Genomic DNA, 25,787 nt, shown 5'->3' with positions numbered 1-25,787 from the left:
GAGGAAAGAAGCTGACTCTAGTGTATCGCTTTAAGTCAGCTTTTTTTGCGTTTTCCAATTAGAAGTTTTTCAAATGCCTCGACAAATACATACATCAGTGTTGCGAGGACACATGTGAGTAGTACACTCAGTAAGACGAGTGTGAAGTTAAAGACCTGGAATCCGTAGCTAATTAAATAGCCAAGTCCTTGTTTGGACACGAGAAGCTCACCGAAAATAACACCGACCCATGACAATCCAACGTTTACTTTTAGCGTTGAAATAATGGCAGGGAACGATGAGGGGAGTATAACTTGCTTATAACATTGCCATTTATTTGCGCCAAATGTGTCCATCACTTTTATATAGTTAGAATCGACTTCTTGAAATGCACTGTAAATAACGAGGATGGTAATAATGATGGAAATGATTACGCCCATTGCAATAGACGATGAAATATTTGGACCGAAAATAACAATGATAATAGGGCCAAGTGCTACTTTGGGCATTGCGTTTAAGACGACGAGATAGGGATCAAGTACGCGGGCTAGAAGTGGTATCCACCAAAGGAAAGTTGCGATGATAGCCCCGAGTACTGTTCCGAGAATGAAACCTATTCCCGTTTCAAGTAATGTCGTCCATATGTGAATCCAAAGAGAACCGTCACTCCATTTATTAAGGAAGAGATCCCAAATACTTGAAGGAGAGCTAAATAGTAAAGGATCAATCCATTCTTTTTTACTAGCTATTTCCCATAGTGCAAAGAAAAGAATGAGCAGTAAAAGCTGCAAAGAGCGTGCTAACCATGCGCGCCTGCGTTCTTTTTTCCGAAACTGTTCATGCAGTTGTTTTATATTATCCAAGGCGTTCCAGCTCCTTCCATATATCTTGAAAAAGGGCTGGGAAGTCGTAGTGGTGGCGTGCTTCTAACGGTGATAAGGAACGAATACTTTCCGGGACGATAAATGTTTTTGCAATTTTTCCAGGGTTCGCTTGAAGTAAATAAATGCGGTCACTCATCGCGATTGCTTCTTCAATATCATGTGTTACAAGGAGTGACGTTTTTTTATAGTTACGTAGTAATGTGAAGACGAGATCCTCTAGTTTCAACTTCGTTTGATAATCGAGAGCGGAAAATGGTTCATCTAACAATAAAATCTTCGGATCAGTTGCTAACGTACGAACGAGGGCGGCGCGTTGACGCATACCACCGGATAATTCACGAGGATATTGCGCTTCTACATCATGCAGACCGACTTGTTTCAAAAGCTGTAAAGTATGTTCTTTCGTCTGTTCATCATAAATTTTGCGAATATGGAGCCCAAGCATAATGTTTTCTTCAATTGTTTTCCAAGGAAACAAGTAGTCTTGCTGAAGCATATATCCCATAGATGGGGTTTTCGTTGTAATCGGTTCACCATCTAAAAAGACGATACCTTCAATTGGATTAAGTAGCCCTGCGATAATCGAGAGAAGCGTCGTTTTCCCGCAACCACTTGGACCGAGTATAGAAATAAATTCCCCTTCTTCCACTTGTAAGCTCATATCTTCGAGAATCAGTTTGGCATTCTCTTTTGCGAAAAAGCAATGAGAAACGTTACGTATTTGTAAAAAACTCATACACTTCGCCTCTATTTCTTAATAACGCTTTCGGCAATTTTCGTATTGACGAGCGCTTCATGTGGGACTTCTTTTTGTAATTCGCCAGCATCTTTCATAATCGTTTGGAGCTGTTTCCATTCTTCAGCATCTAATAGCGGATTTGTCGCATAAGAATGTTGCTTTTTATAACGCTCAATTACTTTCACTGAAATGTCTTTTGAAGTGTCTTTAAAGAGTGGAGAAACGGCATCAGCAATTTCTTCTGGACTATGTGTATCAACCCATTGCTGTGCTTTATAGAGTGCACGTGTGAACTTTTCAGCAGCAGCTTTATCTTTCTTTAAGAAACTTTCTTTTGCCATGAACGTTGTATAAGGGACAGTACCAGATTCATTTCCGAACGAAGCGACGATATAACCTTTTCCTTCTTTTTCGAGTATACTTGCAGTTGGTTCAAAGAGCTGCACGAACTCCCCTGTACCAGATGAGAAGGCATTTGCAATATTAGCAAACTCGATATTTTGAATTAAGTTCGTATCTTTATGAGGATCGATGCCATTTTTCTTTAAAACATATTCTCCAACCATTTGCGGCATGCCGCCTTTACGCTGTCCTAAAAACGTAACACCTTTTACGTCATTCCAATTAAAAGAATCTAATTTTTTTCGGGAAACTAAAAATGTTCCATCTGTTTGTGTGAGCTGTGCGAAGTTAATGACAGGATCTTTTGCTCCTTGTTGATGAACGTAAATAGATGTTTCAGAACCGACAAGAGCAACATCAATACCGCCAGATAATAGGGCAGTCATCGTTTTATCTCCACCAGCTGTTGTTTGTAGGTCAATATTTAATCCTTCATCTTTAAAAAATCCTTTTTCAATCCCGACATATAACGGGGCATAGAAGAGAGAATGGGTAACTTCGCCAACGCGAATGTTTTGAGTTTGTTCTTTCTTATTGTCTTTTGTGCTACTACAAGCAGCGAATGTAAAAACAGCTAACAACATGATGCAAAACATAGCTATTAATTTTTTCACTATATGACACCTCCTAGAAGTCAATCTACAAGCATGATATGTAGGTAAGTGCCCATATGTGAGTGTAGATAGCAGGAATTTTTTGGGTGATAAAGAAGTACACATATAAGGGGTGATAAAATGGAGTACGAATACGATGATAGCGTACATTTACATCTTGATTATTTTGGAACAGAATGTGATATGGAATCGATCGCTTATAAGAGGAAGCATGAAGACGTATGGGATGTGTATTTTAATTTTGGGGTATATGGTATTCAGAACAACGAGGTAGAGACAGGTAGGTTTATGGACGAATATGCCGGTTATTACGTTTTTTCTGTACATGCTCGTGATTTAAGCTGGGAATTTGGAAGTGCACAGTTTGAGGAGTGGGTTTTGAAGAACCATATCGTTGAAAAAGCGCTGCAAAAATAGGTAGGAATTTCGCGAGTGATTTTCTCACTCTATTGTTCATGTTTATAGTTGGATTTTTCATGATGCAATTTCTTAGTTACCAATTTGCAAAGAAAAATATTCATAAATACAAGGAAGTAAAGTGGGTTCATATGTGGTTAGATATGACGATGAAAAAAGGGCCGAGATTATATTTTTTTGATTTTGTATGTATAGTACTCGTATGTATTATATGGAAAGTATCGGTATATTCTTTCATAAAATGAATGCACAAATGTCTGTTAGAATGAAAAAGAACCTGTCAGTGGACGGGTTCTTTTCTTATAGCAATATTTGTATGAAGTATAGTTCATTTATGTTAGTAGAATTTAGAGAAGAAAAAGTGTTATTTCTAAGGGGAAATTAAGGGTACATGTGTAGCATACAAACACAAGGTGAGACGAACTGCATACAAATATGGTATTTTGTATAGGACAATATGTTTGCTGATGCGAGGCGAAGGGGTAAAGGAAAGAGGGAATAAATTGCATTTTAATGTTTTAACACAACGACGAAGAAGAGATGAATTTCATTTTAGTTTTTCGGCTCAGCAACCGAAAAAGAACTTATTAATTTCAATCATTCTTAGTGGAATGTGGGCAATTTGTTTAGAAACGTTGTTTTTTGTCATGCTAAGTTCTTTCGAATTCGAGAGAATGAAAGGATTTTTGGATGGGAAAATACAACTCAGTATACTCATTATTGTTTTGTGGGGAGTACTGTTATACGCCATTCATTTACATAAAGGCATTAGCCATAGGCTTAGGCCAGCTATTCGAGTTTACATCGTATTATTTTTAATTGCACATACAATGAACTGGATGTATATCATGATACAGGAAGATATGAACCTTCTTTTAGTAAATACGTGGGTTTATTTACAACATGGACAGTATATGTTAAGTCTATTGTTTATTTATATGGTATATATTTTTGTGTATAGTTTGCTTGGAAGAATTTTCTTAAGTACAACGATAACTAGTGTAGTCTTACTTATTTTTGTGCTTGTGAACTATTTTAAGATTATGTTTAGAGGAGATCCGTTTTATCCGTCTGATTTCACACAGATTGCTCATATGGATTCCGTTATACCGATGGTTATGGAATCTTTCAGTTTTTGGAATATGTTTCTCGTAATAGTTGGTATTGGGTTGATTATATTTATAGTTATGTATATACGGAAGTATATTCCAATTATAAAATCTCATATTATTATAAGGATTATTTTAGTATGCGGATCTGCGTTTATGGTGTATGCATATAGTAATTATCCTAATACCTTTATGAATAATTGGTTTCAAAAAGGTGGGGTAGACATTCGTGCGTGGAATCAAACTACAAATTATCAGGTGAATGGTTTTGTTATAGGTTTTTTAAGTAACTTAGATACGACAGTCATCGAAGAACCACAGGGATATTCAAAGGAAAATATGCAGCGTATTGCAACGGATATAGAGAAAACATATGGCGGTAATACAGGAGAACAAAAAAAGGTAGAGAAGCCGAATATTATATTTATTATGAGTGAAGCTTTTTGGGATCCGACAAAATTAACGAATCTTTCATTTAGCGAAGATCCAGTGCCGAATTTACATCATTATATAGAGAATTTTCCAGGGGGACAAACGATATCCCCTACATTTGGAGGAAATACAGCGAATACAGAATTTGAAGCATTAACAGGTTACTCGATGAGTCTCTTAATGCCTGGTTCTATACCATATCAACAAGCCATTCCGAGTCAGAAAGAAATTCCATCTATTGCAAGCGAATTGAAAAAACAAGGGTACTACGCAAGTGCCATTCATGCTTTCAATCGATCGTTTTATAAAAGAGACGATGTATATAAAACATTGGGATTTGATCATTTTAATGCAGAAGACACGATGAAAAACACAGAAGTAGTTGGAGACAATATTGGTGATTTATCTATGAGTAAAGAAATAATAGATGAATTAAATAAGAGAAAACAACCGACGTTTATTCATGCGGTGACGATGCAAAATCATTTTCCATATAAGGAAAATATGTTTGGTGAAAATAAAATAGAGATTAGTGGATTAACAGAAGAGGAATCGAAGGCGGAATTAGAAGCATATACGGAAGGCGTAAGATTGTCGGATGAAGCGCTGCAATATTTAATAGAGCAGCTAGATAATCTAGAAAGACCTACTTTAGTAGTTTTCTTTGGAGACCATTTGCCTTTGTTAGGGACTAATAAGTCTATTTATAAAGAAGCAGGATATATAGAGAATGAAGAAACTGTAAGTGAAAGATTAGCTATGGCAGAAACACCATTGCTAATGTATGCAAATTTTGATTTGCCAAATGACAATTTAGGTTTAGTAAGTCCAATTTATTTTTCTAATCTTGTTTTTGATTATGCAGGATTAAATAAATCACCGTACTATCAATTTTTATCAGAAATGCACAAAGAAATACCGGTGCTTAGAGATGAATTAAAGGTTAATAAAGATGGAGAAGAGATACATTTAACAAAGAAACAAGAAGACATGTTAGAGCAGTATAAAATGATCCAATATGATTTGCTCGCTGGGAAGCAGTATAGTAAAGAAACGCTCTTTAAATAGAGGAAACAAAAAGAACTTGTACCATAGTACAAGTTCTTTTTTATAGGATTTAACGGGGTAAACAGACAAGCTGGGTTTAGGGAGTATTACCTGTGCCTTTAGTATATATGAAAATGTAATCGTATTATTTATTGATTTGTGAGAAATGTGTGAATTATCACCTCTTTTGAAATTATTGATTAAAGAGCTATAGTAAACCTATCTAATTTCCAGTTAAAAGTTTGATTTTTTGAAAGTACTTTCCATATATAGTTTTAATTATCAGAAAAATCAATTAAAATAAGGAGTACATTAAAAAAGTCTAAAAAGAGGTGGAATATTGAAAAGTTTTTGGGGTGGGAAAATAGTAGAATTTCTTATTAGTATCGCAGTTATTCTTACTGTAAGTTATTTACCATTCTCTTTGTTTTTAGGGAATAGTCTTGATTTTATTACATATTTAGAGAGATTAGCTTCGCCAAAGGATATTGCACATATTGATACAAACACTATGCAGTCAATTCCTTTTTTTGAACGAATTATTGAACCTTATACGTATTCTATGACCATTCTTTTAATTGCTACTTGTTTAACAATTATGTTTTCAATTAGCCTTTCATTCGTATACTTATTAGTTTCCTCTAAAGTTAAAAAGGGGATTGAGAGTTGTTTAATTTTAGTAGAATCAGTTCCAGATTTATTATTATTTTTTAGTTTGCAATTATTCGTTGTATGGTTGTATAAACAGACAGGATATCGCCTCGTTACTATTTATGCGTTTAATGATGAACGTGCCTATTTCTTACCTATTCTTTGTATGACTATCGTCCCAACTCTGCATTTTTTCCGTATTATCGTTTTATTTTTAATGGAAGAGAAGAATAAGCCTTATGTGGAATTTGCTCGTGCGAAAGGGTTTAGTAATCAATATATACTGTATGTGCATTTATTACGTAATATTATGTACCACCTGTTAAATCACTTACAGCCACTTTTTTTATTCATGATTTCAAGCCTTTTAATGGTAGAGGGAGCTTTTAATATTACGGGATATATGTCTTTCTTAGTAAGGGCAGGCACTTTAAACCCTTTAACGATGGCATGGTGGATTCTTTTATTATTTGTTCCATTCTATATTCTATTTGCCATTATACATTACCGAGTAAATCGTATTACAGGAGGGGCTTCTCATGATATATAGAAACTTTCGCTCCAAACGTTTTTTGTTTGGTGTCCTGTACTTTGTAGGGATTGTTGTAATTAGTTATCTTATTACGTGGTTTGGTAAGGATTTATATACGGGTAAGACAATCTGGATGAGAGATGAGAGTGGGAATGTTGTTGGGGCCGCTCCGTTTAGTCCACTTACAATACCACCGCTCGGTACAGATCGTAACGGTTTTAATTTGTTTTTTCAATTATTAGTAGGGGCGAAGTTTACTATTTTATTCGTATTTGGCATATGTGTTGTACAAGTGTTTCTCGGTACGATATTAGGTGTAGCATTAGCTCATACACCATCTATCGTACAAAATTTATTTCAAAAAATATGTAAAGTGTATTTCTTTATCCCGACAGTGCTATGGGCGATTTTGTGGATGTTTCCAATCATGTTGCACAGTGAATTAACTGGATTTAATATAGATATCATTATAAAGCAGTTTACTGTTCTTTGTTTTGCGCTACTGCCAGCTGTTATTCTTTATGTGAATCAAGAAATCAATTTATTTATGAAAAATGAGTTTGTTACTACTTCGAAAATATTAGGTGCTTCAAGGTTCCGGATTATTAGAAAGCATATATGGTTGTATTTAAAAGAAATTCTTGTCGTTCTTTTTTTACAACAGTTTGTTCAATTATTTACGTTATTAATTCATCTAGCGTTTTTTGGGATTTTAATAGGGGGACGAGGTATAGATTATGATACGAGGAAACCATACTCACTTACGAATGAATGGGCTGGGTTAATTGGTCTATACAAAAATGAATTTTTAGCGGCACCATGGATTGTCATTGCGCCACTACTATTCTTTACTGTTTCTATATTCGTTTTACATCTAATGATTAAAGGAATAAAGAAAGAGCAAGGTAGAGGCTTATATTCTATAGATAAAAAGACAAAGAATGAGCCATATGAACAAGGAAAGGAAAAGAAAGAAATAGATAAAGCTTTGTTCATTCCGGTATCGTCTAAATCGATAGAAAAAGGTAGTTAAGAAAAAAGAATTTGCTGTAAGGGCAAATTCTTTTTTTACTGCAGCGGGACTATGAATTTAAAAATTTTATAAGTTCCGTATTTAATTCATCTGCTTGATCGATTGGGGAGCCGTGGCCACTATTTGTCAGAGCATGTAGTTGTGCATTTTTAATCCGCTTTTGCGTAAGCTCAGCACTTTTATACGGGATAAGTTGATCGTGAACGCCGTGAAATATTTTTGTCGGAACTTTAATTTTGCTTAAATCTTTCGTTACGTCTTCGTTTGCAGCTGCTTGCAAAATTTTGATGAGAGCATAGGAAGCGGACTGCATACCGAGATAAGAAAACCATTCTAACGTAGCAGCCCCTAAGTTTCTATTAAAAAATGATAAAGATACGTCACTTAAAAACTTTGGTAAATTTGCATACATTTGATTAATGAGCGCATCTGCTTGTTCTTTTGATACACCGTAAGGGGATTCTTGATTTTTAACGAATGAAGGAGAGACCGCATCAATTAAAGCGAGCTTAGAAATGCGGCGACCATTATAGCGGGACATGTAGCGAATAGAAAGAGCACCACCGACTGAAAAACCGACTAACGTAGCGTTTTCTACTTGGAGTGCTTCTAGAACAATCGCGATATCATCGGCTAAGCGATCATATGTGTAACCAGTCCACGGTTTATCAGATTGACCATTTCCACGTATATCCATGGCGATGCAGCGAAAGCCATGCTGTGGTAAAACATTGAGTTGATATTGATACATTTGATGATTTAAAGGCCAGCCATGGACGAAAAAAACAGTTTTACTACCAGGACCGGGATTAACGTCTTGCACAAAAATATGCACATCTTTCTCGACCGTAACAAACATGTAGTATCCCCCTTATGTGTATTAAAATGCTCTATCCCAAAAGCGTTGTTTTGTCATCGCTTTAATAAATTCATTCGCAAGTTGTGTAGGGGCTGATTCTGTTAAGACACCAGGCTTTCCTTCAATACGTAAAGATTGAATAATAGTAGAACCATTTTGAAAAGCACCAATTGGTTTAAAGTGGTTATATGATTCTACGACAAATGAACTTGCTTTATTAAGAAAATGATCATCCATCTTGCCACCAATAAGAAGGAGACCGTCGTAAAGAAGTGGAGATCCGGTTAGGAAAGTATCATTTACTTCCCACTGTACATTTTGTGTTCCTTGCACTGTGCCTAGTTTTTCAGAAATAATGACTGGTTGAAGGCCAACTTGCTTCAATTGATTTATTATATATTGTGCATTTTGGCCATCATATCCGTTTGCAACGATGATACCTACTCGTAATGTATTCGGACTAAATGTCGTATTTGCCATGCTAAGTGCTGGAGAGACCGTTGTAACGTTGGACTCTTGAACATTTGGGACTTTTGCTCCGACTGCTTCGGCTACTAATGTGGCTAATTCTGTACTAATATGACCGATCATATTTACGACTTGTTGGCGGACAGATTTACTTTTAACTTTTCCTAATTCAAAGGAGAAGGCTTGCATAATATGAACTTTTTCGACGTGACTCATACTATTCCAAAATAAACGAGCTTGAGAGAAATGGTCTTTGAAACTAGCGGCTGTTTCTCTCGTTTTATGCCCAGATACAGTAGAAGGATATGTAACGAAACCGCCTTTTGTCCCAGGCACAGTGTAAGGAGAATTATTTGCTAAGGAGTTATTATGGTAAGCAACTTTTCCTTTATCGATTATATATTTAGAAGCGCCATCTCTTTGGTTATTATGAAAAGGACATACCGGACGATTAATCGGTAACTCTTGATAATTTGTACCAACGCGTGCTAATTGTGTATCAGTGTAAGAAAAGAGTCTACCTTGTAAGAGAGGATCATTGGTAAAATCAATACCGCGGACGATACTTCCGGGATGTAGTGCAACTTGTTCTGTTTCGGCGAATACATTATCGACGTTACGATTTAACGTCATTTTTCCGATGATTTTAACTGGAAAATCTTCTTCGGGCCAAATTTTCGTTGCATCTAATATGTCGAAATCATATTTAAATTCATCCTCTTCTTCTAAAATTTGAATGCCAAGTTCATATTCAGGATAGTTTCCAGCATTAATATTTTCCCACAAATCACGGCGATGATAATCTGGATCAGCACCGCCTAATTTTTGAGCTTCATCCCAAATTAATGAATGGAAACCGAGCCTCGGTTTCCAGTGAAATTTTACAAAACGGGACTTTCCATTTTTATTCACTAAGCGGAATGTATGAACACCGAACCCTTGCATCATTCGGAAACTTCGTGGAATCGTACGGTCGGACATAATCCACATCATCATCGCAGCTGATTCTTGATTATTGGCGATAAAATCCCAAAACGTATCGTGAGCTGTTTGTCCTTGTGGAATCTCATTATGTGGCTCGGGTTTAAGAGCGTGGATAAGATCGGGAAATTTAATGCCATCTTGAATGAAAAATATCGGGATGTTATTACCAACTAAATCAAAATTGCCTTCTTCTGTATAAAATTTAACAGCGAACCCTCTTACATCGCGATTCGTTTCATTTGCACCTTTTGATCCGGCTACTTCAGAGAAACGAACGAAAAGCGGCGTTTTTTTTGAAGGGTCTTGTAGAAAGTTTGCCATTGTTAGTTCTTCTAAAGATTCATATAGCTCGAAAACACCATGTGCGCCGTATCCTCGTGCATGAACGACTCTCTCAGGAATTCGTTCACGATCAAAATGAGAAAGCTTTTCTCGCATAAGGAAATCTTCTAGAAGGGTAGGGCCACGATCGCCGACGGTTAAAGAGTTTTCATCATTTGAAATTTTAACACCTGTATTTGTTGTCATTTCCTTTCCTTCATTATTACGTGTAAAGGATTCGAGCTGTTCGGTCTTCTTATTTTCTTTGCCGTCCATATAAAACACCTCCCATAATATACGTATTATTGTTTAAAGTTTTTATGCGTACATATAGCCTGAAGATATTGCTATTTTGGGATGATTTTCCTCAAATGTTCGATTTATCTTTGTTTGTCTATGAAAATCATTTATTATAATAAATGGTATTCTTCGAGATATTATTTTGAAGGGGTGTTGAAGTGAGAGAAAGTTTTCTATCATATAAAGAAGAAGAAAGGAATGCAAAAATCTTTTTATGGGTGCTATCTGTCATTGTTGTTGTATACCAAGTTCTTTATGCAATCCTATTAGAAAATAAAGCCCCAATGGAAAATTGGCATCGAGAAATGTGGCAAGCTATATGCGGAGTAGCAATACTGTGCGTGAATATATACTTAATAAAAAAAGAGAAAGCAAATCTTATTAAATACGCTGGGATCCTCGTATACATAGGGATAGAAATCGCTAATATACTTTTGTATATGATTTATAATAAGGTGGCATTTGATGGGACGAATGTAATAGAAATTATTCTCATTTTCTTTGTACCTATATTTTTAAATAAAAAATATTTTGTGTGCTTACTGGCGGCTATTATAGGGAAATATTTGATTTATTTATTTGTATTAGAGGAAGTAAAAGCGTTTATGTTTATTATTATGTACACACTTGTATTAATAGCAGCATACATCATTTTAAATCGATTTTTGCAATATCTTTCAGCTGTACAGGAAAGCATTAAGATTGCTGGTGAATCACAAAAACTAGCAGTGATCGGAAAAATGGCTGCGACAGTTGGACATGAAATTAAAAACCCACTCGCTTCATTAAAAGGATTTACACAATTACAGCGAGAGAAGCATGAGGAAGATCCAATTTATAAACGAATGATTCTTGAAATAGAAAATATGAATAATATGATTAGTGAATTGATGGAAGTTGCTACATACAAACCTTCTGTTTATAAGCAACATGATGTAGGAGAGATTGTATTACAAGCAGCAACAACTTTTCGCGAAAAAATGTGTGAGTCAAATGTTCAACTTATTTCTAATGTAGAAGAAAAAAAGATAGAAGTTGAATGTGATGAACGAAAAATAAAAGGCGTAGTTATGTATATTATAAAAAATGCTCTGGAGGCAATGGAGCAAGGCGGAATATTAGATTTACGAATAGAAAATAAAAATCAAGATTATGTAATGATCAGTATAATCGATAATGGCTATGGAATTAAGGAAGAATATATAACTCGTGTTACAGAGGCTTTCTATACAACAAAACACGATAAAATCGGCCTGGGGCTGACGGTGGCCAAGCGAATTGTTACCGAGCACTTTGGTGAATTACGTATTTCAAGTGAAAGAAATATTGGAACGAGAATAGACATTTTTCTCCCAAAAAAGTATGGAAATAATGAAATACAGGTAGAGGAAAAGCTAGGAGTTACCATATGAATAAAGACTATATATTTGAAAATGAAGAGATAAAGGCGCTCAAATCATTTTTAAGCTTATTTTTTATTATATTTTTTGTGTATGATCTTGCCTATGAATTTATCGTACCCTTAATAGGAGCAGAACAAGAAGGGGTAGGAGAATTTGAAGATGGTTTAGGTTTATGGCTTTATGTTTTGATGGTAATCTTATTTTGCACCGGAATATATTTTATGAAATGGAAGAATCCATTTGTGGTAAAGTATATGATTCTAATTGGATATAATCTGTTAGATTTTATCCATAATATTATGATTTACTATGGTAGCGATGCTGAGTTTGATGGTGGAAATATAGTAGAAGGATTTTTTATTTTCTTTGCACCAATCTTTATGAGTAAAAGATATTTCTGGTTAGTTGCAGGGGTACTTGTTGGGAAGTACGTTCTTATAGGGATCATTATTCAATCTCCTCTCGTGTTAATCCCAATGGCATTATGTAGCGTACTTGCTATTATATGTTGGATTATATTTTTGAGACTACAGTCTTACGTTCGTACGCTTGAGATGATGGATAAAGAAATAAAACAAACAGAAAAATTAGCAACTGTTGGGAAAATGGCGACAGTTATTGGTTATAAAATTAGAAGACCTCTAGCAAATTTGAAAAAACTTGTGAATAAGCAAGCGAACAAATATCCAGAAGATAAGATTTATAGTGATATTATGAAACAAGAGGTAGATCGAATTCATACAATTGCTACAGAACTTAGTGGGCTTGAGAAATCTAACTCGATAGAATCAGAAACTCATAATATACAAGAAATTATCTCTTACGTTATTCAAGTGATGGGCAAACCCGCTTTAGAACAAGGGGTACACATACAAGGTATTTACAGTAAAGACATACCGTCAATCACATGCGATGAAAAACGATTAAAACAAGTATTTTTTAATTTAATTAAAAATGCGATTGAATCCATGTCAATTGGCGGAACGATTACGATTAAAGTTACCGTAGAAGATGGGATCATTGTTCAAGTGAAAGATGAAGGTTGCGGTATTCCCAAAGATAAACTTCCGAAGTTAAATGAAGCTTTTTATACAACGAAAGAAACGGGAACAGGCCTAGGATTAGTGGTCACAGAAAAAATTATTAAAGACCACAACGGTAAGATGAGTTTTGAAAGTGAAGTTGGGGTTGGAACGACGGTTAACATTATGTTGCCGATATAATGGTGAAATTTTAAAAGGGAAATTACTTGTTTGAGAGTGATTTCCCTTTTTATCTCCCTATTTGAGGTCAATAAAATTTTGATTAGTATAGACAGAACATCTTTGATTAAAGATTTACTTTATATAAGAGTTTATAACCACCATTTCTCCTGCGGAACGAAAATAACATCCATATCAAAATGCTCTTTAAACCAATCATATATCAATGTCTTTTTCACTAAATATTCAGAGGCAGAGTGTGACACACCGATGAGTGACATATTCGTTTCTTTTACGTAATCCATAATGAGCGAGTATTTATGTTTACCGTAATCATTGTCGATATGGCAATGGATTTCTCCTGTGATATATGCTTCCGCACCTTTTTCTTCTGCTTCTTTCATTAAAGAGACGACATCGCCACATCCAGCGATAATTGCAATTTTTTGGATGGAATCATGTTGTTTACCTTCGAAGTCTGTGTAAGGAATATGAAAGAGATTTTTTAGACGCTTTTGGAGTGCTTCTGTTGATGTTTCATCTATTTCGCAAATAAGGCCAACTGGTTCGTGTTCTGGTCCTCCATATGCAAAGCCGTCAACTACATGAGCATTTAATGCTTTCGCAATTGAAATGCTCGTTCCATACGTTTGATGAAAATCCATTGGACCGTGACATGTATATATAGAAAGGTGTTTTTCTTTTATCGCCTGCAAATATTTTTCTGGAATGGGAACAAAACCACGACCTGATTTTCCAAGCGGATCACCGCACTCCATTACAATTGGATGGTGCATAAAGAGTAAATCACCGGGCGCAGATTGTGAAATGAATGCTTCAAGAACGTCATCGGTAGGGAAGACAGCCAAAAATACTTTATTTACATTTTCAGCTCCTCGTATCATAAGACCGTTAAATAGCTCTACAAAATTTTCTTCAAAAAATTGTTGCCATGGAAATTTGATAGGATCATATACAGCCGGGATAAATCGACTAAAGGCAGTGTCTTTTCCGTATTTTTCGATTTGGAATAAATGATTGAGTGATTGTTCTATCATTTTTAATGATGGCATTGTGATGCCTCCTTTACCATTGTTATTGTATCATTAGTCTTAATTTTCTGTATATAAAATTCAAGAAAAATAGTGGTACAATATATGAATGATACGAGAGAGGATGAACATTAACATATGTACGTTACTGTAACAGAAGCAGCATATAAAAAGATTATGGACACGATTCCGAACGAAGCGAAATATATAAAGTTATTTTACGATAATGAAGGTTGCGGTTGTGTTATGAGCGGAATTATCGATTTAGTAGCTGTAGCAGAAAAAGATGAGCGTGATGTAGATATTGAATCAAGCCTACTTAGCTTTATCGCAGATCGTACAAAGCTTGTATTTATGGATGATAAGTTAACGGTCGATTGGCATGAAGGTGGAGGAACTTTTCAGTTGAAAAGCCCGAGCCAGTTTTATAATCCAAATATGAAGTTACATGTTCGAGTGTAGGAAAGGAAAGGTGGTTCCAAAATGTGTTTTGGAACCACCTTTTTTTGTTGATAAGTCGATATAATTTCATGTGCCAAAGCAAGGGCCTCCATACAATTACGAGGATTTTTTTCACATAATGAAATGTACATATGATTGAATTTTCTGTATAATTTTATTTGCGGAGGGGATACGCATGAGAAGATGGGGAATTGAGTTGTTAATTTTAAGTGTCGTTATTATTTGGGGTATTAACTATACGATTGCAAAATACGGACTTTTAGAATTTACCGCAATTGAGTTTACCGCACTTCGAATGATGGCTGCGGCACCACTACTGTTATTACTTACATTCTTTATTGAAAAGTCGCTTTACATGGAGCGAAAAGATATACCAAGATTAATCATTGTTAGCGTTGTAGGGATTGTACTGTATCAAACGCTATTTATGGAAACTGTCCAATATACATCCGCTACAAATGCCTCTTTACTCATTTCTATTTCACCAATTTTCACAACTGTATTTGCGATTTTCTTGAAACAAGAAAAGTTTTCTTCTCGAAAGTTCATCGGTTCTATCATTGCCTTTACTGGTGCTGCATTAGTTTTAGTAGCGGGGCATTCACTTGCTAGTTCTTTTTACGGAAATGGAATTGGACTTATTACATCGATCTGTTGGGGACTTTATCCTGTTTTAGCAGGGCCATTAATTAAAAAGTATTCCGCACTACGTGTTACAGCATGGTCGGCATTAGTTGGAGCGATTCCGCTTTTATTGTTAAGTGGTCCACATATATTTGTTATGCCATTTCACATTACACACGGAATGACACTATTTGCCTTACTATATTCTATTTTCTTTGTAACAGTATTCGGCTTAGTGATGTGGTATGTTGGTATCCAAAAAATTGGAGCATCACATACGATGGTATATATGTATATTACACCGCTTGTAGCGGTTTTATTTGCAGCTGTATGGGCAAAGGAATATGTATCGTTACAACAAATAATCGGCGGGATGATTATTTTTTTCGGTTTATGGTTTGTGAAATCAGAGAAAGTAAAAGTGCATTCTACTGCGGGGGAGCCTATATCAAAATAGGAAAACAGATCACCTGTGATCTGCTTTCCTATTTTTTTATTTTTGGTAAGAAGATGAGAAATAAGATCGCAGTAATAAGTGGAATTAAGTTTAAAAACGGAATACGGAAGAGTGTAATAAGAATAATACCTGGAAGAAGAACACCGAGGACAGCATAGAAAATACTATGATTTTTCGTGTACCAATACAATGAAAGTCCAATAAGTGCAGGGACAATGAGATGGATGAGAGCCATTAAAAAATAAATCATTAGACGCCCCCTTTATTTGTGTACTCATTACATCATATCCGTATGTTCATAGATTGATATCACTTTTTTCATAAATGGACGAAAAATGTTTGGAAAAACGTCACAAATTATGAGAATATGACGTTTGAAATCTTGTATAATATTATTTTCTAAAAACATTCAAACAACATAAACATTGTGTTTATGTTGTTTTTAATTTGAGTGAAATGGATTTCAGTAGTATGAACTGGAAAGGAATCTGTTGTTGGATAGATAAAAACTAATGAAGAGGAGTACAGCATGATTAGTATGTCATTAAGGTCGTTTAAAATTCAATCGTATTATTTATTAGGTATTTTGTTGCTAGGATGGATGTTAACACCATTTTCAGCGCATTTTTTAGGTGCTGGAATTGGACTTGTTGTAAGTATGTATTGTGTTTGGCTTTTAGGAAGACGGATTGAGAAGCTTGGAGATAGCATTGTAAAGAAGACGAAAGCACCGACGCTCGGTATGTTTAATCGTTTTGCCGCTGCCATTTTGGGTGCTATTATTATGTACGAAATTGAGCATCATATGGTTATGTGGGCATTTGCAGTAGGGATTATGGGCGGTTATTTCTTAATCGTTATTAATTTAGGCTACTATAGCATGAAAGATGAGAAAGAATTAACGAAAAGATGAAGAAAAAGCTAAAAAGCTAAAAAGCTTTTTTAGATGGAATAGAGGATCCAGCGAGGGATAGAAGCGGTCAGAGCCTATTTTAGCCCCATGCGGAGTAAAACCAGAAGGATGTAGTGAGTAGAAATATAATTTATATGTTTGAAGCCATGTTTTGCATGTGTGAAAATCTGAGTATATGAACTGAAAGTTGGTTTAAGTTGGAATAGAGGATCCAGCGAGGGATAGAAGCGGTCAGAGCCTATTTTAGCCCTATGCGGAGTAAAACCAGAAGGATGTAGTGAGTAGAAATATAATTTATATGTTCGAAGCTATGTTTTGCATGTGTGAAAATCTAAGTGTATAAATTGAAAGTTGGTTTAAGTTGGAATAGAGGATCTAGCGGTGGATGAAAGCAGTCAGAGCCTTTTATGAAACATATAAAGAAAGAAGCTTACGTTTTCACGTAAGCTTCTTTTTTATGTAAGTGTGTGTAACCGTTAAGCCGCATTGGGTTTTGTCGGTGAGTACGCGAAACTTTACGGTTACACAGCACTTATTCATATGAGTAAAGGGTTATTTCAACAGAAAATTTGTAATTAAGCGATTGGACCGCCTAAGTTAATAATGTCTTCAGAAACGCTTTCGAACTTTTTGAAGTTCTCTTTGAATTCATTTGCAAGTTCAAGTGCTTTTACTTTGTAAGCATCTTTATCAGCCCATGTTTGTTCAGGCATTAACACTTCGTCAGGTACACCTGGTACGTGAAGTGGAACTTCAAGACCGAAGATGTCGTGTTTTGCTGTTTCAGCTTTTGCAAGTTCACCGCTTAGTGCTGCTTGAATCATTGCACGAGTGTAACCTAAGTTCATACGCTTACCAACGCCGTATTCGCCACCAGTCCAGCCAGTGTTTACTAAGAATACTTTCGCATCGTGTTTCTCGATTTTTTCACCAAGCATTTCAGCATAGCGAGATGCATCAAGTGGTAAGAATGGTGAACCGAAGCAAGTTGAGAATGTAGCTTGCGGAGATGTAACGCCGCGCTCTGTTCCCGCTAATTTACTAGTGTAACCACTTAAGAAATGGTACATAGCTTGTTCTTTTGATAACTTACTGATTGGAGGCAATACGCCAGATGCATCAGCAGTTAAGAAAATAATTGTATTCGGATGTCCAGCAACACTTGGCAGTACGATATTGTCAATCGCATGCATAGGGTATGCAGCACGTGTATTTTCTGTTAAAGTAGTATCGTTATAGTCAGCGACACGTGTTTGGTCATTAATGACAACGTTTTCTAAAACTGAACCGAATTTGATTGCATCGAAGATTTGTGGTTCTTTCTCATGAGAAAGGTTTACACATTTCGCATAGCAACCGCCTTCAATATTGAATACGCCGTTATCAGACCAGCCATGCTCATCATCACCGATTAATTTACGGTTTGGATCAGCAGATAATGTTGTTTTACCTGTTCCAGATAAACCGAAGAATAGTGCTACGTCGCCTTCTTCGCCTACGTTTGCAGAGCAATGCATAGAAAGAATATCTTGTTCAGGTAGTAAGAAGTTCATAATAGAGAAGATTGATTTTTTCATTTCTCCAGCGTACTCTGTGCCACCGATCAGTACGATACGTTTTTCGAATGAAACCATAATGAACGCTTCAGAATTTGTGCCGTCAATTGCTGGATCTGCTTTGAAGTTCGGTGCAGAAACGATTGTAAATTCTGACTCGTGAGTTGTTAATTCTTCTTCAGTTGGACGAATAAATAATTGGTGTACGAACAAATTATGCCATGCGTATTCGTTAACAACTTGAATTGGTAGGCGATAGTTACGGTCAGCGCCAGCAAATCCTTTGAAGACGAATAACTCTTCTTTTTCTTTTAAGTATTCTAATACTTTTGTATATAATTTATTAAAATGTTCTTCAGAAATCGGTTGGTTTACTGCTCCCCAAGCAATTTTGTCAGCAACCGATGCTTCTTTCACAATAAATTTATCTTTAGGAGAACGTCCTGTGTATTTTCCTGTTGAAGCAGAAACTGCACCAGTAGAAGTTAATTTCCCTTCATTTCGCATTAATACTTTTTCCACTAATTGCGGAACACTTAATTGAATCTGTGCATTGCTTCCGTTCAATAATTCATGTAAACCAATTTGGACATTCACAGTACTCATATTTATATACCATCCTTTTCATTTTCATTTTCATCTAATGAAATATTTCTCGTAATCCCCACCAAGAGTATAACACAATTATATAAATAATGTATACTATTTATTTATTTTTGTTTGTGTGAATGTATGATTTCCTTATTAATATTTCATTCTATACGTATTGAGAAAAACTTTCGGGAAAATGTGAATATTAATTGACAAATGAATATCATTTCTTTAGTATAGGTTGGGACGGATACTCTCTTATCCCGAGCTGGCGGAGGGACAGGCCCGATGAAGCCCAGCAACCTCATCTGTATTGGTAAATACAGGTGAATAGGTGCTAAAACCTGTGCGAGGCTACAGGTCTCGAACGATAAGAGCGAAGGGCAAAAAGCAGTATGCAAGTAGCAAATTAAACCTTTCCTCTATGTAAAGTGGGAAAGGTTTTTCTGTATGCTTGTGTGGGAGAATAAATGTATGTCGCAGTTTGTGGCAAATTAAGGATGAGTTCCGTACAATATATACAATTACTGTAGGGAGGTTTACCACATGACAAAAAAACGTCATCTGTTCACATCTGAGTCTGTAACTGAAGGACATCCAGATAAAATTTGTGACCAAATTTCTGATTCAATTTTAGATGCGATCTTATCAAAAGACGCAAATGCACGTGTGGCTTGTGAAACAACTGTAACAACTGGTTTAGTATTGGTAGCGGGGGAAATTACGACTTCTACTTATGTAGACATTCCGAAAATCGTTCGTGAAACAATTCAAGGCATTGGTTACACACGCGCAAAATACGGATTCGATGCAGAAACTTGTGCAGTTTTAACATCTATCGATGAGCAATCTGCTGACATCGCTATGGGTGTTGACCAAGCGCTAGAAGCACGCGAAGGTCTAATGACTGACGCTGAGATTGAGGCAATTGGTGCAGGAGACCAAGGTTTAATGTTTGGTTTCGCATGTAATGAAACACAAGAATTAATGCCACTTCCAATCTCGCTTGCTCACAAATTAGCTCGCCGTTTAACTGAAGTACGTAAAGATGACACATTATCATACTTACGTCCGGATGGAAAAACGCAAGTTACAGTTGAGTATGATGAAAATGGTAAACCTGTACGTGTGGATACAATTGTAATTTCTACACAGCATCACCCAGATGTTACATGGGAAGAAATCGATCGTGACTTAAAAGAGCACGTAATTAAAGCTGTAGTTCCAGCAGAATTAATGGATGGAGAAACGAAATTCTTCATTAATCCAACTGGCCGCTTCGTAATTGGTGGACCACAAGGTGATGCTGGTTTAACAGGACGTAAAATCATCGTTGATACTTACGGTGGATACGCTCGCCACGGTGGCGGTGCATTCTCTGGTAAAGATGCAACGAAAGTTGACCGTTCAGCAGCATATGCAGCTCGTTATGTTGCGAAAAACATCGTAGCAGCTGGTCTTGCTGAAAAAGCAGAAGTACAACTTGCATACGCAATTGGCGTAGCACAACCGGTATCAATTTCAGTTGATACATTTGGCACTGGTAAAGTATCTGAAGATGTACTAGTAGAACTAGTTCGTAACAACTTCGATCTTCGCCCAGCTGGTATTATTAAAATGCTAGACTTACGTCGCCCAATTTACAAACAAACAGCAGCTTACGGCCACTTCGGACGTACTGATGTAGATCTTTCATGGGAACGTACAGACAAAGCTGCAGCTTTAAAAGAGCAAGCTGGTCTATAATATATGAAAAAAAGCTTTGCGCGGTGAGCGCAAAGCTTTTTTTATTTTGTTTTACTTATTATTTGGATACATGAATTACAATATGTTTTTCCTTCTAGCTCAATATACTTTTTCATATTTGTCAGTCCGCTTGTCGGAAATGGCATATAAATCCATGCTTTTTCATGCGTTTGTATTTCTTTTTCGCATGATTTACAAAGGATCGGTTTCTTCTGGAACATATGTAATCAACCTTTCATTTGACGTGCTTTACCCGCGCAAAATGCACTGCTTAGTAAAAATAACGTTGCAAATATAATGCTCACTAATGTAGCGTATGGAATTGCTCCTTTTAGAGAAAAGCCAACAGTAATGGAAGCGACGAATAAGAGGATGAATGTTGTTGTTAATTTTTTATAAAGTTCCATAATAGCTAGACCTCCGTATTTAGAAATAGAACGCTTAAAAATAAAATCCACTATATAGGCAAGGGCAAGTGGAATGGCTGTACTAGTCAAATAGTAACGAATACCACCATCAGGCATCAGTACATACAATTTTAAAAAAATAATATCAAACCCGTAAGCGATGCATTGAAAAAGGGATAATATAATTAGGAATGGTATAATAGGTACATATCGTTTTATGTTATAAAACACGAAAAACTCCTTTATATGGATAAATATACTTATATTGTATCATGTTGAATTATTTGCTTCATACATAATTTTACAAGAAAGTGAAAGGGAAGATGAAAAATGAGTGTCAATGAACATAAAAAACAAGCGCCAAAAGAAGTGCGCTGCAAGATCGTGACGATTTCCGATACACGTACGGAAGAGACAGATAAGAGCGGCCAGCTATTACATGAACTGTTAAAAGAGGCGGGGCATATCGTTACTGTTTATGAAATTGTAAAAGATGATAAAGAGAGTATTCAGCAAGCTGTGTTAGCTGGTTATCATAGGGAAGACGTTGATGTTGTATTAACGAATGGCGGAACTGGTATTACGAAACGTGATGTAACGATTGAAGCAGTATCAGTGCTATTAGATAAAGAAATTGTCGGATTTGGTGAGTTGTTCCGCATGATTAGTTATTTAGAAGATATCGGAAGCAGCGCAATGTTAAGTAGAGCAATCGGCGGTACAATTGGGCGCAAAGTTGTCTTTTCAATGCCAGGGTCTAGCGGAGCAGTTCGTCTTGCGATGAATAAGTTAATTTTACCGGAATTAGGTCATATTACATTTGAGTTGCATCGCCAATGAGTAAGTTTGCTGGAATTGTATTAGCGGGTGGTATGTCGAGCAGATTCGGTGAACCGAAAGCGTTGGCGAGCTGGCAAGGGAGTACTTTTATTGAGCATATTTTAAAAATGATGATAACTGCGATGCAAGAAGTTGTAGTCATTAGTCACTCCGATATAAAAGAGCGAGTAGAGCAATTCGTACAAGTTCCTGTTATAGAAGATATTCCGCATTATAAAGGAAACGGCCCACTTGCTGGAATTGTATCAGGAATGGAATATATCGAAGCAGATTGGTACGTGATTATGCCTTGCGATGCGCCAAATGTTTCAAAAGAGTGGTTTCTTATTTTATTAAAGCAAACGAGTGATGAGTATGATGCGGTTGTACCTATTATTAATGGAAGAAAACAGCCTTTACTTGCAGCGTATCATAACCGTGTGAAAGAGAAGATTTACACTTTACTTCAAGAAGAGAAAAGAAGTATGGGGCAGCTTTTATCACAATGTAATGTGAAATATGTTGCTGGAGAAGATGTACAAGCGAATGCAGATTGGTTTATGAATGTGAATACGAAAGAAGAGTATGTACAGGCTCAAAAAAACCTTTCAAATGAATGAAAGGTTTTTTGATATACAGAAATTGGGGAACAATTACTGTATAAAGGTATGTGAGTAAGTTGATTTTAAGGGGAATTTCTTAAAATCATCGTACAGTAAAAATTACTGTATAACCATATATTAATTTTTATGGTTTTTTATTACAAGTCTGTTTAGTTATGTATCTTTTCGTTATAATGAATATAGAAATAAAATGATATTTCACCTTATGTATCATTTAGTGAACGAAGTTTTATAATTGTGTAAGAAACTCCCTCTGTCTAGTTGAAGGGAGTTTTTTGTTATGAAATTGTTTCATATACATCTTTAGTTCTATACGATAGACATAGAATATATTTACAAATATAACATTTGATGGGTAGCTGAATGGAGAGTCCTGTTTTATACTAATATTGTGTCACCCCTTCTAAGGGACAGTGCACAACCGGTGATTGGCTAATGGGAACATTCTCATTTTGCCAGTGCCGGTTTTTTATTAGATAATGATGGTAATAAATTTTTTGAGGGAGGGATCGTTTTGAAAAAGATAGATTTTACTTCTATGAGAGAGAAAGTAGCTAGTTTTTATATTTATTCTATCTCTTTTCTTGGTTTAATTGCTGTTGTCATTTCCTTATTTTTAAGTGAAATGCCTTCCCATTTTATACTACTTTTGTTGTTAATTATGTTTATGGGAATTACTGAGTATTTTCCTATCCGCATTTGGAGAGGGGGGATCACACTCAGTCTTACGCTTATTTATACAATGAATTGGCAGTTTGGAATGCATATAACTGTTGTTTCGTGTGTGGGTGTGATGTTATGTATCCAATTGTTTCGCCGATTACCTATGCAAAGGACGGTATTTAATTGTGCGCAACTTGCTCTTAGTATCGTATTGGCAGAATGGTTTTCCAGTGGATGTTTCTCATTGTTTATTTCTGGAATGAATCTTTCGGTTTTGTATGAAAAATTCATAATTTTGTTTTTATTCAGCGCATTTCTGTGCCTTTTTAACAGTTTATTTTACGATCTTTTAATCATACTGCTTCCTCAGCCCTATCCGCTAGAAGAGTGGCGTAATAAGAATATGTTAGTACTCTTGAGTTTGAGTTTTTGTTTGTTTTATTCTTCACTTATACATATGTTAGATTACCGATATCGCGGAGTGATGGATGAAATTATGGTTCTGTTCTTCTTTTTCCCGCTTGTGGCAATCTGTATCATTAGCTCTTTCGTTAGACAAATACGGGTGGAAAAAGAAAGATTATATAAGCTTTTTTCCATTACGACGGAATTAAGTCGTGGACTATCTGCCGGCAACTTACAGCAGATGAAACAATCACTGAAAGGATTTCTAGGAATACAGGCATATGTTTTATGGGCGAAAGATGAAGAGAACTGGACACTTTTATTAAAGGATGGAAAAGTACATCGTGATATTTCTAATTATTCTGACCTACATAAGGAGTTTGAAGAGATATCAGAAACTGTTGTTGTTACTGATTGGAAAACAGGTATGGCTCCGGGAGATGAAGTGTTTGAAAATACGATGCGCTCTCTTGTGTATTTACCTCTTAAGGTAAATCATGAATTAGTTGGAATGTTTGTGGCAGGGAAAAGCAGAAGTGCGAGTTTTATTACTGAAGATGTACAAACTTTAGCTACGTTTGCCAATCAATTAGGCAGCTTGCTTAAAACACGGACACTCATTTCTGAACAGGAAAAAAGAACGATTTTAGAAGAAAGAAATCGAATTGCTCGTGAAATCCACGATGGAATCGCACAAGCATTGGCCGGAGTGATATTTCAGATGGAGTCAGCTCAGAAAAAATATGCAGATCGACCAAAAGACATGCAGCAAGTGGTAGATACAAGCATAAAAAAATTACGGAAGAGTTTAAGTGAAGTTCGTTATTCTATTTATGCTTTAAAGCCATATCCAACACAAAGATTAGGACTAAAACAAGCAATTATAAATAAAGTTCAATCCTTAAAACAAGAATATGGTCTAGCCATTACATATCATGAAAGAGGCCGTTCTCGAAAACTTAGTTTTACGAAAGAAAGAGTTATCTTCGATACTTTGCAGGAAAGCTTGCAGAACATTATAAAGCATGCAAGGGCAGATAAAGTTGACATTCTATTAAGCTATCAACGGGAACATGTACTTTTAAAGGTAAAGGATAACGGAATTGGTTTTTCTCTTTTTGAATCGATGATTAAAGCAAAGCATGAGCCGCACTATGGTATATTACATATGAATGAACAGGCTGAACAGCTAGGGGCTGTCCTTCAAATAGATAGTTCAGCAGGAAAAGGGACAGAAATCACATTGTTAATTCCAGATTCAGAAATGGGGGAGGATTACCATGATTCGAATATTAGTAGTGGATGATCATACTGTTTTGCGTGATGGAATTCGAAGTATATTGGAACTCGAATCTGATATGCGAGTAGTTGGAGAAGCTGTTTCCGGGGATGAAGTAGTAAAAAAAGTGGAAGAGTGTAGGCCCGATTGTATCTTAATGGATATTAATTTACCGGGGAAAAATGGTATCGAGGCTACATCACTCGTGAAAGATCAGTATCCGAGCTGCCGTGTTCTCGTATTGACTATGTATGAACATGATGAATATTTGATGGCTGCTCTTCGGGCAGGTGCAGACGGTTATTTACTGAAGGATTCATCATCCGAGCAGGTAGTGGCGGCAATCCGAATGGTATTACAAGGAGATTCTGTGATTCATCCGCGTATGACTAAAAAGTTGATTACATATCATCAGCAAACGAAATCAGAATCAAATGAAAATGAACTAACAGAGCGTGAAAAAGAAATACTGTTTGAATTGGTTAAAGGTCTTAGTAATAAGGAAATTGCTGAAGCTCTATATATCAGTGATAAGACAGTTAAAATCCATATTAATAAGATTTTCAGAAAACTGAATGTAAAAAGCCGTTCACAAGCAGTCATATATGCTGTGCGAAATCAGCTTGTTCCATTTTCTTAAATAAAAATCATTTAAAAGAACTACCCTGCACTTTATTATTTTACTCAAAATAATAAAGTACGGGGTAGTTCTTTTGTACTATACGGTATAGAACTAATAACTAAAAAAATATTACTTTTTGATAATTTTCAGAAAAGTTTTAATTTTATAAGATAAGAAAGTAGATTTGTAGCC

The 25,787-nt window shown here is 35.8% G+C and carries 25 protein-coding genes and 1 riboswitch; of the genes, 15 read left to right on the top strand and 10 right to left on the bottom strand.

The window, feature by feature from the left end:
• Positions 1-35 precede the first annotated feature (35 nt).
• Genes COE49_RS01345 through COE49_RS01335 form a run of 3 tightly spaced genes read right to left on the bottom strand, consistent with a single transcriptional unit; the run spans position 36 to position 2,618 of the window.
• The gene (locus tag COE49_RS01345) at positions 36-842 is read right to left on the bottom strand and encodes an ABC transporter permease (RefSeq protein ID WP_088232328.1); all 807 of its coding nucleotides are present in this window, start codon (positions 840-842) and stop codon (positions 36-38) included.
• Entirely contained in the window at positions 835-1,599 is a 765-nt protein-coding gene (locus COE49_RS01340; protein WP_088232327.1) for an ABC transporter ATP-binding protein, read from the bottom strand. Before COE49_RS01340 ends, COE49_RS01345 begins: the two co-directional genes overlap by 8 nt.
• An 11-nt stretch (positions 1,600-1,610) precedes the next feature.
• A complete protein-coding gene (locus tag COE49_RS01335; RefSeq protein WP_140417466.1) occupies positions 1,611-2,618 on the bottom strand; it encodes an ABC transporter substrate-binding protein in 1,008 nt (335 codons plus the stop codon).
• A gap of 120 nt (positions 2,619-2,738) precedes the next feature.
• Between COE49_RS01335 and COE49_RS01330 the strand changes: the two genes are divergently transcribed.
• The 5 genes from COE49_RS01330 (at position 2,739) to COE49_RS01310 (ending at position 7,839) form a co-directional block, all read left to right on the top strand.
• Positions 2,739-3,035, top strand: coding sequence for a DUF3986 family protein (locus COE49_RS01330; RefSeq protein ID WP_088232326.1), 297 nt, complete (start codon positions 2,739-2,741; stop codon positions 3,033-3,035).
• 38 nt (positions 3,036-3,073) lie between these two features.
• Complete coding sequence (locus tag COE49_RS01325) at positions 3,074-3,280, top strand: hypothetical protein (RefSeq protein ID WP_088232325.1); 207 nt, start codon at positions 3,074-3,076, stop codon at positions 3,278-3,280.
• A gap of 222 nt (positions 3,281-3,502) precedes the next feature.
• A complete protein-coding gene (locus tag COE49_RS01320) occupies positions 3,503-5,644 on the top strand; it encodes an LTA synthase family protein (protein ID WP_140417470.1) in 2,142 nt (713 codons plus the stop codon).
• A 319-nt stretch (positions 5,645-5,963) separates the two neighbouring features.
• Positions 5,964-6,824 carry an ABC transporter permease subunit gene (locus tag COE49_RS01315; protein WP_088232324.1) on the top strand — a complete coding sequence of 287 codons (861 nt, stop codon included), beginning with the start codon at positions 5,964-5,966 and terminating at the stop codon, positions 6,822-6,824.
• Positions 6,814-7,839: an ABC transporter permease subunit gene (locus COE49_RS01310; protein WP_088232323.1), complete on the top strand. Its 1,026-nt coding sequence runs from the start codon at positions 6,814-6,816 to the stop codon at positions 7,837-7,839. Before COE49_RS01315 ends, COE49_RS01310 begins: the two co-directional genes overlap by 11 nt.
• A 49-nt stretch (positions 7,840-7,888) precedes the next feature.
• Here COE49_RS01310 and COE49_RS01305 read toward each other — a convergent pair whose 3' ends face one another.
• Positions 7,889-8,698 (bottom strand): alpha/beta fold hydrolase, encoded by an 810-nt coding sequence (locus COE49_RS01305; RefSeq protein ID WP_088232322.1) that lies wholly within the window; start codon positions 8,696-8,698, stop codon positions 7,889-7,891.
• A 21-nt stretch (positions 8,699-8,719) separates the two neighbouring features.
• Entirely contained in the window at positions 8,720-10,747 is a 2,028-nt protein-coding gene (locus COE49_RS01300) for a catalase (protein WP_098945664.1), read from the bottom strand.
• Positions 10,748-10,929: 182 nt separating this feature from the next.
• On the opposite strand from COE49_RS01300, the gene COE49_RS01295 reads away from it, so the two are divergent.
• Together COE49_RS01295 and COE49_RS01290 are read left to right on the top strand one after the other, a co-directional pair.
• Positions 10,930-12,183: a sensor histidine kinase gene (locus COE49_RS01295; RefSeq protein ID WP_088232320.1), complete on the top strand. Its 1,254-nt coding sequence runs from the start codon at positions 10,930-10,932 to the stop codon at positions 12,181-12,183.
• Entirely contained in the window at positions 12,180-13,397 is a 1,218-nt protein-coding gene (locus COE49_RS01290) for an ATP-binding protein (protein ID WP_088232319.1), read from the top strand. The genes COE49_RS01295 and COE49_RS01290 overlap by 4 nt, the downstream gene beginning before the upstream one ends.
• A gap of 131 nt (positions 13,398-13,528) precedes the next feature.
• Here COE49_RS01290 and COE49_RS01285 read toward each other — a convergent pair whose 3' ends face one another.
• Complete coding sequence (locus COE49_RS01285; RefSeq protein ID WP_098945663.1) at positions 13,529-14,449, bottom strand: Nif3-like dinuclear metal center hexameric protein; 921 nt, start codon at positions 14,447-14,449, stop codon at positions 13,529-13,531.
• A 117-nt stretch (positions 14,450-14,566) separates the two neighbouring features.
• On the opposite strand from COE49_RS01285, the gene COE49_RS01280 reads away from it, so the two are divergent.
• Together COE49_RS01280 and COE49_RS01275 are read left to right on the top strand one after the other, a co-directional pair.
• Positions 14,567-14,890 carry an iron-sulfur cluster biosynthesis family protein gene (locus COE49_RS01280; RefSeq protein WP_088232315.1) on the top strand — a complete coding sequence of 108 codons (324 nt, stop codon included), beginning with the start codon at positions 14,567-14,569 and terminating at the stop codon, positions 14,888-14,890.
• Positions 14,891-15,065: 175 nt separating this feature from the next.
• Entirely contained in the window at positions 15,066-15,971 is a 906-nt protein-coding gene (locus COE49_RS01275; protein ID WP_088232314.1) for a DMT family transporter, read from the top strand.
• Between the two features lie 28 nt (positions 15,972-15,999).
• Here COE49_RS01275 and COE49_RS01270 read toward each other — a convergent pair whose 3' ends face one another.
• Positions 16,000-16,221: a hypothetical protein gene (locus COE49_RS01270; protein ID WP_000639047.1), complete on the bottom strand. Its 222-nt coding sequence runs from the start codon at positions 16,219-16,221 to the stop codon at positions 16,000-16,002.
• A gap of 279 nt (positions 16,222-16,500) precedes the next feature.
• Between COE49_RS01270 and COE49_RS01265 the strand changes: the two genes are divergently transcribed.
• Positions 16,501-16,884: an ATP synthase subunit I gene (locus tag COE49_RS01265; RefSeq protein ID WP_098252761.1), complete on the top strand. Its 384-nt coding sequence runs from the start codon at positions 16,501-16,503 to the stop codon at positions 16,882-16,884.
• 575 nt (positions 16,885-17,459) lie between these two features.
• Here the strand turns inward: COE49_RS01265 and pckA are convergent.
• Complete coding sequence (gene pckA, locus COE49_RS01260; protein ID WP_088232312.1) at positions 17,460-19,046, bottom strand: phosphoenolpyruvate carboxykinase (ATP); 1,587 nt, start codon at positions 19,044-19,046, stop codon at positions 17,460-17,462.
• 240 nt (positions 19,047-19,286) lie between these two features.
• Positions 19,287-19,408, top strand: a riboswitch (SAM riboswitch).
• A gap of 169 nt (positions 19,409-19,577) precedes the next feature.
• Here pckA and metK point away from each other — a divergent pair.
• Positions 19,578-20,777, top strand: a complete 1,200-nt coding sequence (metK, locus tag COE49_RS01250; protein ID WP_088232311.1) for a methionine adenosyltransferase — start codon at positions 19,578-19,580, stop codon at positions 20,775-20,777.
• A gap of 41 nt (positions 20,778-20,818) precedes the next feature.
• Here the strand turns inward: metK and COE49_RS01245 are convergent, their stop codons facing one another.
• The gene (locus COE49_RS01245; RefSeq protein ID WP_088232310.1) at positions 20,819-20,998 is read right to left on the bottom strand and encodes a hypothetical protein; all 180 of its coding nucleotides are present in this window, start codon (positions 20,996-20,998) and stop codon (positions 20,819-20,821) included.
• 6 nt (positions 20,999-21,004) lie between these two features.
• A complete protein-coding gene (locus COE49_RS01240; RefSeq protein ID WP_000424805.1) occupies positions 21,005-21,184 on the bottom strand; it encodes a hypothetical protein in 180 nt (59 codons plus the stop codon).
• Between the two features lie 330 nt (positions 21,185-21,514).
• On the opposite strand from COE49_RS01240, the gene COE49_RS01230 reads away from it, so the two are divergent.
• The 4 genes from COE49_RS01230 to COE49_RS01215 all read left to right on the top strand — a co-directional run bounded on the left by COE49_RS01230 (position 21,515) and on the right by COE49_RS01215 (position 25,613).
• Complete coding sequence (locus COE49_RS01230; RefSeq protein WP_098945662.1) at positions 21,515-22,024, top strand: MogA/MoaB family molybdenum cofactor biosynthesis protein; 510 nt, start codon at positions 21,515-21,517, stop codon at positions 22,022-22,024.
• A complete protein-coding gene (locus tag COE49_RS01225; RefSeq protein WP_098883036.1) occupies positions 22,021-22,623 on the top strand; it encodes a molybdenum cofactor guanylyltransferase in 603 nt (200 codons plus the stop codon). Before COE49_RS01230 ends, COE49_RS01225 begins: the two co-directional genes overlap by 4 nt.
• Before the next feature lie 517 nt (positions 22,624-23,140).
• Positions 23,141-25,000 (top strand): GAF domain-containing sensor histidine kinase, encoded by a 1,860-nt coding sequence (locus tag COE49_RS01220; RefSeq protein WP_088232307.1) that lies wholly within the window; start codon positions 23,141-23,143, stop codon positions 24,998-25,000.
• Positions 24,975-25,613 (top strand): response regulator, encoded by a 639-nt coding sequence (locus COE49_RS01215; protein WP_088232306.1) that lies wholly within the window; start codon positions 24,975-24,977, stop codon positions 25,611-25,613. Before COE49_RS01220 ends, COE49_RS01215 begins: the two co-directional genes overlap by 26 nt.
• Positions 25,614-25,787 lie beyond the last annotated feature (174 nt).

It is taken from the genome of Bacillus sp. AFS029637 (assembly GCF_002584985.1).
Classification (GTDB): Bacteria; Bacillota; Bacilli; order Bacillales; family Bacillaceae_G; genus Bacillus_A.
This window is presented reverse-complemented; position numbering and strand designations above follow the sequence as displayed.